This window comes from Methanopyrus kandleri AV19 (assembly GCF_000007185.1).
GTDB lineage: Archaea > JAADCQ01 > Methanopyri > Methanopyrales > Methanopyraceae > Methanopyrus > Methanopyrus kandleri.
Genome location: NC_003551.1, coordinates 1,531,145 through 1,546,196, shown reverse-complemented (window position 1 = coordinate 1,546,196; position 15,052 = coordinate 1,531,145). Strand labels below are relative to the sequence as shown.

Here is a 15,052-nt window from a genome sequence, read left to right as displayed (position 1 = left end):
ACTTTTATTTTCTTCATCTACCGTACGTTGTAGGTTCGTTACGGTCCGGTTCATCGAGATTAAAGGTTTGGGGGAGCGAGCGCGTGCGCGTCCTAGTCGCCACGATAGCCGTTCTGATAACCGCCGCACCGACGACGGCGCTGGACTGGAAGAATACGGAGCCGTATAAGGAGCTCCAGACGGAGTGCGCGGACGCCGTGAAAGCGGGCACCGTATGGTGGTTCATCACCACGGATCGCGGCGGTCCCTACTTGGCTTCGGCTCACTTGTGGAACCCTCAGCTGACGTTCGGATACGAGCTGAAGGCGATCTCGCTGGTGTATCCCACGCTGGAAAGCGCGGAGCGCGCTGGATTACTAGCCGATAGGGTGCCCGCCGGTGTGCCGGCGATGACGCCGACGTCGGAGTGGTCTAAGGCTTCCGAGGAGGCCGTCAGGTGGGTACTCGACAACCAGAACGAGGACGGCGGCTGGGGACAGGCGTGGACGTACAGGGGCATAACCCACTCGGGCAGTTTAACCAGCGACACCGCGGTTGCGATCATGCTGCTGATCCACGAGATCGAGCGGCGACACGAGTCGGGTGGGGAATACGGGGAGCTCGTGAGCGCCGTACGCAGGGGACTGACCTGGCTCCTGGACCAACAGCTGGAGGACGGTGGCTGGAGTAGGAAGAGGGAGGAAGCCCGGGAAGGAGCTCCGTGGCACACCCGTGCGGCGGTCGCGGCGTTGTTGATGGCGTTGGAACGCCGTGACCTGCTGAACCTCGACGACAGTGCGGTGGATCGGATCAAAAGCGCCATCGAGCGGGGAGTCTCCTGGCTGCTGGAGCGTCAGAACCCGGACGGATCTTGGTACTCCGGGCTGATGTGCCAAGAGTACTCGGCGGACACTCAGGCATACATCCTGTCGACTCTGATAGACGTCTACTTGAAGGCGGACCGGCTCGGGCTCCACGTGGACCGCGATCGGATCCTGAACGCCATCCGCAGGGGCATCGAGTGGCTCTTCAACGGTGAGGAAGCCGGAGTAACGTGGGTGGAAGGAAGTCACGGTCGGGGCCCCGCCTGGGCGTACTCGTCGGCTTATCTAGAAGCGCAGGGATCGCCGGAGACGACCGTCACGGGGAACGTCCTGAGCCTCGTGCTGCTGAAGGCGCTGTGGTTCGATGTCGCGACGGACGTGGAGATCGAGACGCCAGGCGGTAAGCGCAAGCTCTCGGATCTCGTGACGGACCCGGAGTACAACCTCCACGCCACCGTCGAGTGGCTCGTATCCCAGCGGTACCGTGGGACCGAACACCCGGAGTGGTACGGAGCCTGGCCGTGGCCGGCTCGGGATGTGACGTCCACGACCGAAGGGGCCCACTACGAACCGGCGTCGATATGGGCCACGGCCTACGCGATGCGGGCGCTCGAGGCCTACCTGAACCCGGAGCTGTTTTACGGAAAAATAACGAAACCGAACGGGAACGAATCAGTATCCAAGACCGAGCGTGAGACCGTGTCCGGAGGAACAGAAACAGAGGGGAACAAAAGACAAGAGAAGTCCAAGAGGGGCGTACCCGTCCTATTGCCGGCCGTACCTCCTGTACGCCGCCAGCGTCAACGCGGCGGCCAGTACCGCCATCGGTGATACCGCGATCTTCCTACGCTCGAGCTTCTTCACGCGCTCTTCGAGGTTTTCTACGGTGTTCTTGCACTCGTCTATGCTGCCCTTCAGGCCACTCACCTCCTGTGAGATCTTGCTTACTTCCTGCTTCAGCTCCTCCTGACCCTGTTCGAGTGTGGAGACCTTGTTCTGCAGCTCCTGAGTGGTCTGCGTTAGCTCGTTCGACTTCTTCTCCAGGTCGGAAACCTTCTTCTTGAGCCCCGAGTAGCTGTTGAAGATCGCGTTGTTCACGACGTCCACGGTACCAGTCAGGCTGTTGAGCAGCTCGGCGGCCGACGACATGAACTCATCGACGGGATCACCGATGCTTACCGTCAGCATGACGGCGTCGCCGATGTTATGGCCGCCGCTCCCGCTGTCACCCTTGTAGCAGGCCACAACCAGCTCGGCATCTCCGTACTTGCTCTTGACCGTGGCTACGGTCGGACAGTAGTAATAGTACCCACTACCGAACCCCGTGAGGTCGTACTGCGCGATCACCTGGATCTTCCCGTCCTTGACGCGGAACAGGACGCCCGTTAACCGCTCCTTACCGAAACCCCCGCTGTTATCCGCGAACACCGCCAAGTAGTACGGCGTCTTATCGTCATTGTTCGTGTAGACCCTGGCTACGGCGGGACCCGTCTGCGTGTAGATACGGCGGTAGATCGTGGTGTCCGACGAGAACGTCCAGGAGTCTCTCGACTTCACTATCAGTGCGGCGTTGATGTCCGGGATCGTGGTGTCCCCCGACATCCCTCCCCAGAGCGATCCGACCCGATACACTACCACGTTGTCGCATACCCACGGGCACTCGTTGGTGTCCTCGGAAGCCGACAGTGATCCTTGTACCTTGTGCACGTTCTCCGAGCTTAACCCACCGATCGTTGAGAAATCGGGGAGATCCACCACGTACGCCTCCACCTTGCACCCCTTCCACTCGCCGTAGAAACCCCACTCGCTCACGTTGGGAGTAGCTTGCGAGTAGTTCGTCAGCACCACTATCAAGTACTTGGAGTCACCCTCTTGGTACAGCGACGCCACGGGTCTGGCGTGCCCGAAGTAGTGAACGTCGCCCTTAACGTAGTCCTTACACACCCCTTCCGCGATAACAAGCGGCTGACTCAAGACCGGGATGATGTTCCCGTTCGTGTCGATCTTGAGCACCTGCAGTTCGACGTCGCCAGTCTCTCCGTTCCACCGCTCGTACACGATCGCCACGTACCTGTTGTCGTTGTCCGACCCCAGGTACACCACGTGCGGGTAGGCGGCGTTATCGGCTACCTGTACCGGTGAGGAACCCACCGTAATCTGGCCGTTGGAGACGTCGACCTTGTACACTAGCAGCTTGCCGTAATCCTGCGCGACCAAGTTGCTCTGCGGCACTTCCGTCACGGCCAGGAGGAACTTACCCTGATCGTAGCTCGTCAGGGCCGGGGCGAAGTAGACGCAATCCTGCTCCGGGGTCACGTAGACTGCGTTACCAGATGGTGTTCTCAGTCCTATCTTACCGACTACGTTGCCGTTCTCGGACCATTCCTCCCAGGCTACCAGTACCGTACCCGTGCTGTCCACCGCCACGGCCGGCCCTTTGACCTGGTAGTAGTAACCGTCCCTGGCGGCCACGTCGGAATCCACGTACTTGTTCTGCTGTTGGTCCCACTGCATCGCCGTGTCGAGGGTCAGCTGCGAACCTACCGATGCCGCCGATGCCTGTCCGACCAGCGCCGCCAGCAGGGCTAGCAGCACGTAAGCCGTCCTCGTCAACCGGGGATAGCCCTCAACCGAGCCGGAGTTGATGTCTTTTAATTTTGACTTTGATACCTCAGGTGTTGAGAAGTAGTCAACATAATTAGAGGATACCTATGCCCGGACTCTCGTCGGCCCCCTCGACGACGATCTTAACCGGTTTCCCTTCCTTGGGCTCGTGGATTACTTCCAGCATCATCGAGCATATCTCCTCCAGATCGTAGCGTCGAATCCCGGGGGCTACCTCAGACTCGACGTACAGATGGAGGCGGTACCTCGTGATTTTAACGACCTCGCCGGGTATGTGTACGAACGCGTAGTTAAGCTCTAATCGATCTCCCTCCTCGACCTCTTTCCGAAAGTACTCCAGTAGCTCTTCGGGGGACATCCGGAGTGTCTTCACGTCGGCGGTCCCCGAGAGGGATTCGTTAAGGGAAAGATAACGAACCGGTCGTTTGGAGGGAGCAGGAGCTTACCTCGGCACCTCGTTGAGCGCCGTGCTCAAGTACAGTTCGCCCTCGACCTTGGGCCCGTTGGCGTAGTCGCCCGTGAACAGGTGGAAGGTCCCGGTCGCTTCTTCCACGGGGTCCTCCTTGAGTCCCTCGTATCGGAAGCTGGGCAGAATGTCCTCGGCGCGGCCGCAGACGACGACGGTTCCTCCCTCCATCTGGGCGCCGGGACGCACTCCGACGTCTCCTCTCACGATGATGGTGCCTCCCTGCATGTGAATTCCTATCATGATGCCCGCGTCTCCCTCCACTATGATCTTCCCGTCGGACATCCACTCTCCGATCTCGTCGCCGGCGTCCCCTTTCACCAGGATACGGCCACCGCTCATCCCGCGCCACTCACCTCGATACGTGGAACCCACGTAGTTCCCGGCGTTTCCGTGCACCGTGATCTCTCCACCCTTCATCTCCCGACCGAGCCAGTCGTCGGCGTCCCCCTCCACGATCAGCTTGCCTCCTTTCATCTCGGCGCCCGCATGTCGGCCGACATCTCCCTTAACCAGAATCTCACCGGCGCTCATCCTGTACCCGATTAGCTTGACCCAGGGTACGTCCCCTTCGATCACGATCCTGGTGTCCCCGGGCGAGTCGCCCGCATCCCCTTCCACGTCGAAGTACTCGCCGAGCTCGACGGTCGAGTTACCTTCGTAGATTTTCAGCGCCTCGATCTCGCCCTCGGACTTACCCGCGAACTCGTCCGGGCATATAACTTCGGCCTCGAGCGGTACGTCCGGTTCTCCTTTCGGCGTCAACACGACCTCTTTCAACCGAGGTACCCCCCGAGGAAAGAACGTTTACGAGAGGCGATCGCGGGCGTCGATTACGATTCGCTCCTCCTTCGGGATGTACACGTCCTGGACCTGGTAGTTGCCCAGGTTCACGGAGTAGTAGCGCCGGAACTTCGTCTCAAGGTCCTTCTTGACTTCCTCGAGCAGATCCTCCGGAACCTTAACGTCGACCCAGTAAGTACGCCCGACGGGTTCGTTCACCACTACACCTTCCTGAACTACGATCTCTCCGTCCTTCACTACGAGCCACGCCTGCTCCATGGCCTTCTCCACTTCCTCGTAGTCCCGCGAGGGATCCACCTCGTCGGGTTTGATGTCGTAGATGGCGATGTGCGCGTAAGCGCCCTCACCCAGGTGTCCGATACGGTCCGAGAGACCCAACATCTTCGCCGGGGCGGCCCGAGTCGTGATCGTGATGTCGGTCCATGTGTATTCGCGGTCGATGGTCGCGATCGCCGCGCGCTGGCCCACCCACGGGTGTACGTTTTCGATCCACTCCTCACGGTACGGTTCGCTCATCAGCCACGCGATGATCCTCGGGTACCGGATGAACGGGCCCGCGTTCGGGTGGTCCGTCGAGATCACGACCTGCCATGGATTCTCGGTTAGAAGCGCGATCTCCAGACCGATAGCCCACTGAACCGAGTGCACGGGGTTCTTCGGACTGTAGATGAACGGTACCACGCCCGATCCCGTCTCAAGCTCGACGTCGTAGTTCGCCCACTTGAAGCCCGTCAGCTCCTGCAGCTCCCACTCGAGCGGACCGTCGGCGGTCATGGTCGTGGTCTCGTCCAGGGTGACCGCACCCAGGTCGACCGTCACGTGGTCGTTCTTGTTCAGGTATTTCGCGACCTCCTCGGCCTTCGACTCGAACGTCGGCCAAGAGTCACCGCCGTACGAGTGGAACTGTACGTGCGTGTTGTGCACGACCTGCTCACGTTCACCTATCTCGGGGTTCGGCTCCACACCCGTCTTCTTGATCACGTCCCAGCTGTCCGTCGTGATCTCGTAGTTACCGGGCTCACCGAGGAGGTTCGGGTGGATGTGAATCGAGTGTGGTAGACCCAGCATCTCGTTGATCTTGACGTAGTTCTGGTAGATCTCGGCCGGGGTGATCTCGAAGTAGGGTACGGGATCGTCCAGACTGTGGACGTTCTCACCCCATCCCCAGGCCTCGGTACCGCCGGGGTTCACCATCTTTATCACAAAACCCTTGGTCGCTCGGAGCAACCAGGCGGCGTACGCGGCCGCCTTTTCGAGTTCGCCTTCCTTGATGTACTCGTACAGGATCCAGTTGTTGGCCATCAGCGTGTACGCGCCTTCGTCCAGGATCGGAGTGTCCCTGATCTCCTCGTGGGTGTGTCTGGTCAGCAGCGGCGGGGTGGCGGCTTCCATCACGGTGGTGTATCCCATCTGGGCGTACAGGTACCCCGTGATCGTGGTCGACGGGACCGAAAATCCAGTACCCGAACGCGTTCCGAGCTTCTTGATCGCCACCTGGAGGCGGCGGCTGTCCTCGGGTCTGAATATACGACCCACGTTGACCTTCGGACCGGCCACGTGCGCGTGGATGTCGACACCTCCGGCCATTGTCAGGCGACCTTCCGCGTCGATAACCTTCGCCTTGGACTCGTCGACTTCGGAAGGGTCGACGATCTTACCGTCCTTCACCCCGATGTCCATAACCTCGCCTTCGATCCCGTTGAGGGGGTCGTACACGCAGGCGTTCTTGATCAGAAGTTCTTTGGCCAAACGAACCCCCCCATCCGACACCCGGAGCTGTGCTCCTTTCAACACACGATCTTACGGCGGGAGGGTGCCACGTTAGCTTCCCGCCCGCATTCGGGACATCGGGCGGTCATCCCATCGGGTTCGAGCTCCGGGATGAGGGAGTGACAGTATGGACACACCCATATGCGCTTGGAAGTCTCCTTACAGATCCCGACTTCACCGAACGAGGGACGGAAGTTCGGATCTTCGTCCACGTCATCTCGCCCCTTGACCACGTACCTCGCGGCGCGTTCGGACGCCCGGAGGAACAACGACAGGGCGGATTCGTTCACACAGGAGCGCGAGCCGCAGTACGGGCATCGGAGTTCCATATGGACGCACCCCGGAGGGAGTTACGGAGTGAAAGGCCCGGGCCGCGGGGGACTTGCCCCCGCTTCACCCCACGGGGCTCCCCGGGGACGGGGTTCGCCCCGTGGGGCGGCCCGGGCTTACATCTCCTCGACCTTTTCTATGACCATTTCGAGGAATTCTACGTCGTTGAGCATGCTTTCGGGTGGTTCGACGACCTTGCGCATCCTGATGGGTACTGAGTCCATTCGGTAGGCGGTGCCTTCCCATTCGATGCCGGCGATGGTTACGGGCACGTACAGGTCAGCGAGTTCGGCGGTCGGCGTCCAGTGCGGGTCCACGCACACGAGCGGGATCCTAGCCATGTGCTCCACAGCCTTCCGCGGGAAGTGCGCACCCGGATCACTGGCAATGACCATCATGGCGTCGACCTCGCCGCGGGTTAGTAGGTCCACGGTGCTCGTCTCACCCGGGTTGTACCGCGGGTACCCACGGCTGAAGTCCACGGCGTACGGGTATCCGGTCGTCCACGCCAGTACCTCGTTGAACCCGGTCACGTTGTAGTGGCCTCGCATCATGATCAGCGTCCACTTCGTGTACTCGTTCAGGTCCTTGATCAGACAGATCGCGTTGTCGATGTTCCGATGACGACCCCGGGACATCGTTAGACCCATCGCCCAGAACAGTGTGCCGAAGCTGGCCTCCTTGATCAGGTCAGCGACCTCGTAGATCTGCTCCGTCGGCACTCCGGCGACCTCCTCGCGCTCGATCTCGATCCCGTGAACAGCCGCCCGGAGCGCGCTGATCAGCTCATAGTCCTCGTTAGGGCGGACGCGGATGTACACGTCGGCTAGACGCGCCGTCGCGGTCTTCCGCGGGTCCACGACGATGATAGTACGATCCTCACGACCCTTCGGTCGGAAGAAGCCGCGGGTGAAGGCGGTGTAACGGCTCATGTGCCGCGGGTGAGCGTGCATCGGGTTACTGCCCCAGTAGATCACCGTGTCCGCCCTGTTCTTCACCTCACCTAGCGTGCAGCTGGGTACACCGACGTCCTGCAGTCCCAGTACCGAAGGTCCGTGTCACACCGAAGCCGTGTTGTCGATGATTCCACCGACGAGCTCGGCCAGTTCAACACCCTTCTCTTGCGCCTCTACGAGCGTCGCCGACCAACCGTAGAGTACGGGTAGTTTAGCTTCTACCAGCATCTTCGCGGTCTCTTCTGCGGCGTCTTCGTAGTCGATTTTCTTCCATTCTCCGTTCTCTTTGATCATCGGCTCGGTGTGACGATGATCCTCCTGCGCCGTCAAGAACTTCGCAGCACCGATCCTACAAGCATGCCGTACCTCCACGATCTCACCGTCCTCCACGACCACCTCTAGATCATCACACAGCGTACCACAGAACGGACAGACCACATCCTTGATCACTTTCCTCGCCACTTTTTCACCCCCTTCCCGTTGTTAGCGATGTCGATATTCGATGAAAATGATGGGTAAACGTGAACCACCAAGCTACCATGAGGTTATTCGGAGAGATACTCGGAGCGCATGAATTCAGACATGTCTTCGATCGGCTCTTCGTCAGTAGGTTCTATCTCGACCTTTATCCCCTTGAAGCCGGGCATTCCCGTACTCTTGGTGTTCGGATCCACGACTTTATTGGCCCAGGGGCCCATCGGAATGAAAACTATACCGCGAGGTGGCACGTCGGTGTCCGCGGCTTTAGCCCGTACGATTACTTCGCCGTATTTGGACTTGACCTTAACGGGGTCACCCTCGCTGATGCCGAGCTCACTCATGTCCTTAGGATTGAAGTAACAGATGGCGGTGGCGTTGGGGTAGATCTCGCCCGCCTTGTCGGTTTCGATAGCTTCACCCTGCCAGATCGTTCGACCCGTGAGCAGGGTGAATTCGGCCATCTTTCGTGGCTCCCCTACGTTTTGATCTCGATAGCGTCCACGGGGCAGGCGAGTTCGCAGGTCATGCACGCTTCGCACAGGTCCTCGTTAATCACCGAGACCGTCCCGTTCACGACCTTGATCACTACATCTTCACCGTCTTCGGGACCCTTTCCGCCCCATACGTTAGGGGAATTACAAGCGTTGACCGGGCAAGCGATCACGCAGTTACCGCATCCGTGACAACGTTCCTCGTGAATGACTATCTTTACCAACCCGCGACCCCCACCGGTCTTCGCACCCGCTCCGACACCTCGGAGTTAAATAAGTGGGGTCGGCGGGGACGGGTGGACGGCCGGTGGACACCTTCAGAACTTGCGTTCTACCTCATCGAACAAGTTGAGGAACCCGCGCAGCGGGAGAATCAGAGCACGCTCCGAGCCTCCAGGAGGAACTAGGGCGAAGCCGTCGGTCTCCCGAAACAGCGCGAAGTGACTGGAACGGTCCCGAGACAATCCTTCGGCGCCGTCGGAGGTCAAACGAACGCGTGCTATCACGCCGACCTCGCGCTTGGACTTTATCCCGGTGGCTTCGGTCTCGAATCCGACCACCAACGGGTCCGCTCCGGCCAGCACGAGTAGCGAAGGTACCACCCAAACCCGGAAGGTAGAATAACACGACGTGGGCCACCCGGGCAGGGTGAAGGCGACTGTTCCCTCCCGCGCGGCGATACCGAACGGACGTCCGGGTCGGGCCCTGATCCCGTGGATGAAGGCGTCGAACGTGTCGTCCAGGATGTCCTTGACGTGGTCCCTCTCCCCCACCGAGGATCCGCCCGTGATCAGAACCACATCGGAGCGATCGGCGTAATCCTCCACGGTCTCACGGATCTCTCCCGGATCATCCTTGACTAAGCTCGTTCCCACTACCTCGACGCAGCCCATGTTCTCCAGCTCCGCGGTGAGCACGGGACCGATGCAGTCTACCACCTGTGTTTCACTTTCCAGCTCCGATGGACGGTGGACGAGCTCGTTCCCAGTTACCACGATCGAGACCCGCAGGGGCCTGTGGACATCCACCTCCTCCACGCCGTGTTCGAGCATCACGCCCACGTCCACGGGCTCGACGAGGTGTCCGGATCGGTAGAGAACTTCTCCCTCTTCGACGTAGCAGCCGGCCGGGTCCAGGTTATCCCCCGGGTCGACGCCTTCTTCCACGATTATCTCGTCACCGTCGCGTTCCACGAACTCCACGGGGATGACGGCGTCCGCACCCTCCGGAACGGGAGCCCCGGTGTCGACGTACACGGCCTCTCCCGGACCGACTTTGACGTCGGTACCTTCTCCTATCCTCGACTCGCCTACGACCTTCAACCTGGCCCCGGGCTCGGCGTCCTCGGATCTCACGGCGTATCCGTCCATAGCGGAGCGGGTGAAGGGTGGAGAGGGGCGCTCCGCACGGACGTCTTCCGCGAGTACACGTCCCGAGAGTTCGGGCCCTACTTCCACGGTCTCGGGCTCCGGAGGCGAGAGGAAGCGGCGTAGGAACCGGATGAACTCTTCGGGCTTGGCCAAGTCGTCCGTATACACGAAGCCCCTGTACTTACGCTTTGACACTTTCCACACCCCGTTTCAGCTCCTCCAGTGCCTCATCTACGGAGTTCACGTCCACCGCCTTCCCACCGATTAAAACGGTGAAGGAGTCACCGATACGCTCGGCTTCCCATGGGTCGTGCGTGACGTATAAGGCGGGTATGCCCGTCTCCTTCAGTACCTCGCGGAACCTCGGAACGAGACCCGCCTTCACGGCCAGGTCGACGTCGCTGAGGGGCTCGTCCAGGAGCATCACTTTCGGGTCGGAGAATAAGGCTCGGGCGAGCGATACTCGGCTCTGGTACCCGCCGCTGAGCTCGTCGGGCTTCCGATCGAGGTGTTCTTTTAGTCCGAGGAGCTCCACAAGCTCATCCAGTCGGTCGGGATCGCCGCGACCGTTCTGGAGGGAGTACGTGATGTTATCCTCGACGGTCATGTGGGGGAACAGCGCGGGCTGTTGTGGGACGTACCCCACGTGGCGCTCCTCGGGTGGGAGGTCAGTGACGTCCTCCTCTCCGATGATCACGCGACCCTCGTCGGGCCTCAGGATACCGGCGACGATCTTGAGGAGCGTGGACTTACCGCTCCCGTTGGGACCGAAGAGCACCCGTACTTCACCGGGCTCCACTTCCAGGTCGACGCCGCGTAGGACTTCCCGGTCTCCGTAGGAGAACTTGACTCCCTCAACCCTCAGCACGGCGAAGTCCCCCGGTCACCGAGCGCACTAACGCGACCATGGTCAGCGACAGGACCATGCAGAACACGCTGGCGGCGACGGCGACCTCTAGATCTCCGGACTCCGCCCGGGTGAACACGTATGATGCGAGTACCTGGGTCCTACCGGGAAGGTTACCTCCGAACATGATCACCGCGGCGAACTCGCTCAGGGATCGGGAGAACCCCAGGAGGAAGCCGCCAAGCAGTGCCTCCTGCAGGGCCGGCACGACCACCCGTACGTAGGCTTTGGGCGGTTCGTCACCGAGCGTACGGGCGACGTCCACGAGCTCACGTCCTAGCTCCTCGACACCCGCCTGTACGGCCCTGGCCGCTAGCGGGTACGACACGAAGAGCATGGCGAGGACTACGGCGATCAGGGTGAACGCGAGCCCGTTCTCCCCCAGCCATCCGAAGTAGTTGCGACCGAACGCCAGCAGTAGCGCGAGTCCGGCCACGGTGTGCGGCAGGGCGATGGGCAGGTCGTTGAGGAAGTCCGCCACCCTGTAGATCACCGAGTCTCGCTTGAACAGATGATAGTAACCGAACCCTATCGCGATTATCACACCCGCGGCGGCGGCTGCGACGGCGCAGAGTATCGTGTTGAACGTGGCAGACCAGAAGTAGGGGTCACTGAAGGCCTCCGCGATTCCCTGGGGCGTTAGGTTCAGGACCAGCGCTACCAGCGGGAACACTATGAATATGAAGAATAGAGGAGGGAACAGGGTGCTCAGGATCTCGTACCTCCCGATCATGCCGGACTCCACCCGTACTTCTTGAACTCGTCGATGTGCTCGAGACAGTAGTTCAGGAAGTCCTCCGCGAGCTGTTCGTTACCTCCCTTGATGACGGCGGCTCCCCAGATGATCGGCCCCGTCAGGGAGTGCGGGAACATCTGCACGATCGGCAGACCGAAGCCGACTGCCACGCTCCGGTAGACGAAACCGGCGTCGATCTGGTCATTCTTCACCATCGTAGCGACCTGGTTGACGGTACCCGGCCTGGCCTTCAGGTTACCGTTCTTCACGATCTTGTCCCAGATCCCGAGCTTCTCCAGCGCGCGCTGGGTGTACTCACCGACCGGTGCCTTCGGGTCGGCCACGGCGACCGTGACGCCTGGCTTCGTGATGTCCTTGACGCTCTTGATGCCCTTCTTCTCGCCCGTCTTGGATACCACCAGAACGAGGTAGTCCTTCAGGAACTTCTTGGTCTTCGCTGTTTTACCGGCCTTCTGGAGCTTGACCACGTACTTCCAATCCGCGGAGAAGAACAGGTCACACTTCTGTCCTTGTAGTATCTGTGCCGTCAGTCCTCCGGACGGACCGAAGTTGAGGGCTACCTTGACGCCTTTCTCCTTTTCGTACTGCTTCGCGAGCTTAGTTAGGGGCTTCTTCAGGCTCGCAGCAGCGAACACCGTGAGCTGGTTCGAGGACGTGTAGTAGTAGCCGGCGGCTGCCGCGATCACTACGACCGCCAGTATTCCTATTGCGATCGGTACCTTCCGCACGCCGCTTCCCCCGATTGATATAACTATGCGATTCGCACGGTCGGAGCAGTCCGACCACTGCCGTTTATTTATGGGGCGTCCGCCGGCGGGTGTTGAGTGAAACTCGACTGGGGGTGCCCCGTTGAAGCCGAAAGTTGTGGATCTCTTCTGCGGAGCCGGCGGTTTCTCCAGGGGTTTCAAGGAAGCTGGGTTCAAGATCCTCGGGGGTGTTGAAAACAACCCCGCGCCGGCCGCGACCTACCGGGAGAATTTCCCAGAGGCCGAGGTGATCGAACGCGACATCCAGCGGGTCGACTCGGAGGAAATCGTGGACGAGTTAGGCGAGCCGGACGTGATCATCGGCGGGCCACCCTGCGAGCCGTTCACGGCCGCCAACGCGGAGCGGAAACCTAACCCGCTGGATCGACTCTACGACGACCCCGTCGGCAGGTTGGTGCTCCACTTCGTGAGGATTATCGGTGACCTTCAGCCCGAGGTTTTCGTCATGGAGAACGTCCCCGCGATTATGGAGGGGCCCTTGGAAAAAGCACTGAGGAAAGAGTTCGCACGTGCCGGGTATGATGAGATCCACTTCAACGTACTTCAGGCGGTACATTATGGGGTCCCTTCGTACCGGCGCCGCGTCTTCATCTCCAACGTGAGGATAGATCCTGAACCCACCGTGGAACGGCCGAAAACCGTGTGGGACGCTATCGGAGATCTCCCCAGTCCGGATTCGGAGGTGCCCAATCACGAACTGCGCCCGTTGTCCAAGAGGAAGCTCCGCAGGATCCGTCGCCTTAGGTGGGGGGAGGCCCTGAGCGTCATAAGGGGGGCTAGAGGGAGCTTCAAGAACTGGCTCAGGTTGCACCCATTCAAGCCAGCCCCTACGGTGATGGGTGGGTCCAGGTTCATACACCCGTTCGAGGACCGACTGCTTACCGTTAGGGAGCAAGCCCGGCTGATGAGTTACCCCGACGACCACGTGTTCGAGGGCGGGTACGAGACGCAGTACGACCAGGTAGGGGAGTCGGTGCCGCCGGAGCTCGCCCGCGTTATCGCCGAGGAAGTCCGTGATCACCTCGCGTAATACAGTAGCGCCGCCACTAACAGACCGATAGCCACGGCGGCTACGATGAGGTACGCCCTAGGTAGCGGAACTCTCGGGAACCTCCTGGGTCTCCACTCCTCCCACTCTCCGGGTTCCTCCACCCAGGTAGCCTCCTGAGGAATGGCTTCGGCTTCTTCCGCGCTCTCATGGGTTCTGCCGAAGAACTCCTCCCCGCGCTCGGTGAGTATCACGCCCTCTTCGGTACTCGCGGCCCCGCCGATTCCTTCCACCTCACGCTCCTCGTACTCGTACCCTCCGTACTCGTACGATTCTTCGTGGTACGACTCCTCGTATTCCTCTTCTTCCTGCGCTTCCGTATGTTCCTCCGCCTCTTCCTCATCCCCCCCGGCTACAGTATCAGTTCTCGTTTTCCCAGGTCTTTTTCCAAGAGCTCACTTTTAACGACGCTTTTCAACTCGTCGATGAACTCCTCCAGGCGCTTGGTGAGCTGCTTCGCCTCGTCGTAGTCGTCGGTCTCCAACTCTACGGTCACCTTAATCACGTAGCTCTTGGTACCGTTTTCCGCGTCGAAGCTGGTCGTACGGTCCACATGGATTCGGGCGTTAACCAACGTCAGCACCCCCATCGCCCTGCCTCCTCCCAACCGGCTCGTACGGCCCGGTAGGATACCGCGCCGAGCCGTCCCTCCTCCGAAAGCAGCGCCTTTTTCACGTCTTCTAACTCGCAGAGGCGCGCGATGCGACACATGGCCCCTAATAGGATTAGAGCATGAACTGCAGGAACCCTTTTATCTCGGGCGACTCTGAAGCAATCTATTCCAACCCATCCTTCAGGCGGTTCGAACCCTACGAAGGATTGATGAGACAGATCGTACACCGCCTTCCGGGCGTTCGTACACGCCCCGAACCTGCTGAGTATCAGGGCGTAATCACACTCCGAAACCCTATCCACGGTCGCCACTACCACGTCGCAATCCCATCGATATCCACCGACCCACTTCCGTCCGGACCCACCTGTGGACTGTGGAAGCATCAGAACGCCCACGGTGCGTCCCGAGCGTTTGATGGCTTCCGAAAGTACCCGGGCCACTCGTGTGAACCCGTCTCCACGCCCTCCGACTATGCAGACTACTTTCGGGATCTTTTCCACCCCAAAGCTGCGGTCACGGTGTTCCCGAAAGTCCGTTTCGGCCGGACGATCTCGTACCCGTGAGTTATAAGGACACCCTCACACACGGAGCCCGGGGCTCCTAGTAGGTCCCTCGCTCGAGAGTCGCTCGGTGTGTGGTCGGCGAGCTTCTCGACGAACCGTACGGGGATCCCGAACCGGCGACCTATTTCAACCAGCGCCTTTCCGGAAGGCTGGTCCCGCTTTCGGGTTATCGTGATGATCTCACCGAGTTCGCCGGCTTCCTCCAGACCCCATCGTACCGCGGTTACCAGGTCCTGCCGTCGCACTCTCCGCCTCATCCCGACACCCAAAGCGTACAACGATCCTACCCCCCGGTGGTGCTC

General features: G+C 60.5%; 18 protein-coding genes. 2 read left to right on the top strand and 16 right to left on the bottom strand.

Annotated features, from left to right (window positions below):
* Positions 1 to 83 precede the first annotated feature (83 nt).
* Complete coding sequence (locus tag MK_RS08185; RefSeq protein WP_148679836.1) at positions 84 to 1,634, top strand: terpene cyclase/mutase family protein; 1,551 nt, start codon at positions 84 to 86, stop codon at positions 1,632 to 1,634.
* Here MK_RS08185 and MK_RS08180 read toward each other — a convergent pair.
* The 12 genes from MK_RS08180 to modA all read right to left on the bottom strand — a co-directional run bounded on the left by MK_RS08180 (position 1,569) and on the right by modA (position 12,487).
* Positions 1,569 to 3,416: a hypothetical protein gene (locus MK_RS08180; protein WP_011019900.1), complete on the bottom strand. Its 1,848-nt coding sequence runs from the start codon at positions 3,414 to 3,416 to the stop codon at positions 1,569 to 1,571. The two genes, MK_RS08185 and MK_RS08180, sit on opposite strands and share 66 nt — an antisense overlap.
* Before the next feature lie 85 nt (positions 3,417 to 3,501).
* Complete coding sequence (locus tag MK_RS08175) at positions 3,502 to 3,801, bottom strand: DUF2097 domain-containing protein (RefSeq protein ID WP_011019899.1); 300 nt, start codon at positions 3,799 to 3,801, stop codon at positions 3,502 to 3,504.
* 69 nt (positions 3,802 to 3,870) lie between these two features.
* On the bottom strand, positions 3,871 to 4,674 hold the full coding sequence (locus MK_RS08170; RefSeq protein ID WP_011019898.1) for a formylmethanofuran dehydrogenase subunit C: 804 nt from the start codon (positions 4,672 to 4,674) through the stop codon (positions 3,871 to 3,873).
* Between the two features lie 27 nt (positions 4,675 to 4,701).
* On the bottom strand, positions 4,702 to 6,447 hold the full coding sequence (locus tag MK_RS08165; RefSeq protein WP_011019897.1) for a formylmethanofuran dehydrogenase subunit A: 1,746 nt from the start codon (positions 6,445 to 6,447) through the stop codon (positions 4,702 to 4,704).
* Between the two features lie 38 nt (positions 6,448 to 6,485).
* Positions 6,486 to 6,797, bottom strand: a complete 312-nt coding sequence (locus tag MK_RS08160; protein WP_011019896.1) for a hypothetical protein — start codon at positions 6,795 to 6,797, stop codon at positions 6,486 to 6,488.
* Between the two features lie 117 nt (positions 6,798 to 6,914).
* Entirely contained in the window at positions 6,915 to 8,216 is a 1,302-nt protein-coding gene (locus tag MK_RS08155) for a formylmethanofuran dehydrogenase subunit B (RefSeq protein ID WP_011019895.1), read from the bottom strand.
* A gap of 83 nt (positions 8,217 to 8,299) precedes the next feature.
* Positions 8,300 to 8,695 (bottom strand): tungsten-dependent formylmethanofuran dehydrogenase subunit FwdD, encoded by a 396-nt coding sequence (fwdD, locus tag MK_RS08150; protein WP_011019894.1) that lies wholly within the window; start codon positions 8,693 to 8,695, stop codon positions 8,300 to 8,302.
* A gap of 14 nt (positions 8,696 to 8,709) precedes the next feature.
* On the bottom strand, positions 8,710 to 8,949 hold the full coding sequence (locus MK_RS08145; RefSeq protein WP_011019893.1) for an ATP-binding protein: 240 nt from the start codon (positions 8,947 to 8,949) through the stop codon (positions 8,710 to 8,712).
* Positions 8,950 to 9,042: 93 nt separating this feature from the next.
* Positions 9,043 to 10,290, bottom strand: a complete 1,248-nt coding sequence (locus MK_RS08140; protein WP_011019892.1) for a molybdopterin molybdotransferase MoeA — start codon at positions 10,288 to 10,290, stop codon at positions 9,043 to 9,045.
* On the bottom strand, positions 10,277 to 10,963 hold the full coding sequence (locus MK_RS08135; protein ID WP_011019891.1) for an ABC transporter ATP-binding protein: 687 nt from the start codon (positions 10,961 to 10,963) through the stop codon (positions 10,277 to 10,279). Before MK_RS08135 ends, MK_RS08140 begins: the two co-directional genes overlap by 14 nt.
* Positions 10,950 to 11,735, bottom strand: a complete 786-nt coding sequence (locus MK_RS08130; protein WP_011019890.1) for an ABC transporter permease — start codon at positions 11,733 to 11,735, stop codon at positions 10,950 to 10,952. The genes MK_RS08135 and MK_RS08130 overlap by 14 nt, the downstream gene beginning before the upstream one ends.
* The gene (gene modA / locus MK_RS08125) at positions 11,732 to 12,487 is read right to left on the bottom strand and encodes a molybdate ABC transporter substrate-binding protein (RefSeq protein ID WP_011019889.1); all 756 of its coding nucleotides are present in this window, start codon (positions 12,485 to 12,487) and stop codon (positions 11,732 to 11,734) included. Before modA ends, MK_RS08130 begins: the two co-directional genes overlap by 4 nt.
* Before the next feature lie 121 nt (positions 12,488 to 12,608).
* Here modA and MK_RS08120 point away from each other — a divergent pair, with 121 nt between their 5' ends.
* Positions 12,609 to 13,556: a DNA cytosine methyltransferase gene (locus tag MK_RS08120; RefSeq protein WP_011019888.1), complete on the top strand. Its 948-nt coding sequence runs from the start codon at positions 12,609 to 12,611 to the stop codon at positions 13,554 to 13,556.
* Here the strand turns inward: MK_RS08120 and MK_RS08115 are convergent.
* From MK_RS08115 to MK_RS08100, 4 genes are all read right to left on the bottom strand, one after another.
* Positions 13,544 to 13,807: a hypothetical protein gene (locus tag MK_RS08115; RefSeq protein WP_148679834.1), complete on the bottom strand. Its 264-nt coding sequence runs from the start codon at positions 13,805 to 13,807 to the stop codon at positions 13,544 to 13,546. The two genes, MK_RS08120 and MK_RS08115, sit on opposite strands and share 13 nt — an antisense overlap.
* Before the next feature lie 119 nt (positions 13,808 to 13,926).
* Positions 13,927 to 14,148, bottom strand: coding sequence for a hypothetical protein (locus MK_RS08110; protein ID WP_088334647.1), 222 nt, complete (start codon positions 14,146 to 14,148; stop codon positions 13,927 to 13,929).
* 2 nt (positions 14,149 to 14,150) lie between these two features.
* On the bottom strand, positions 14,151 to 14,687 hold the full coding sequence (locus tag MK_RS08105; protein WP_158295997.1) for a hypothetical protein: 537 nt from the start codon (positions 14,685 to 14,687) through the stop codon (positions 14,151 to 14,153).
* Positions 14,666 to 15,028: a cobalamin biosynthesis protein gene (locus MK_RS08100; protein ID WP_011019886.1), complete on the bottom strand. Its 363-nt coding sequence runs from the start codon at positions 15,026 to 15,028 to the stop codon at positions 14,666 to 14,668. The genes MK_RS08105 and MK_RS08100 overlap by 22 nt, the downstream gene beginning before the upstream one ends.
* Positions 15,029 to 15,052: the final 24 nt, after the last annotated feature.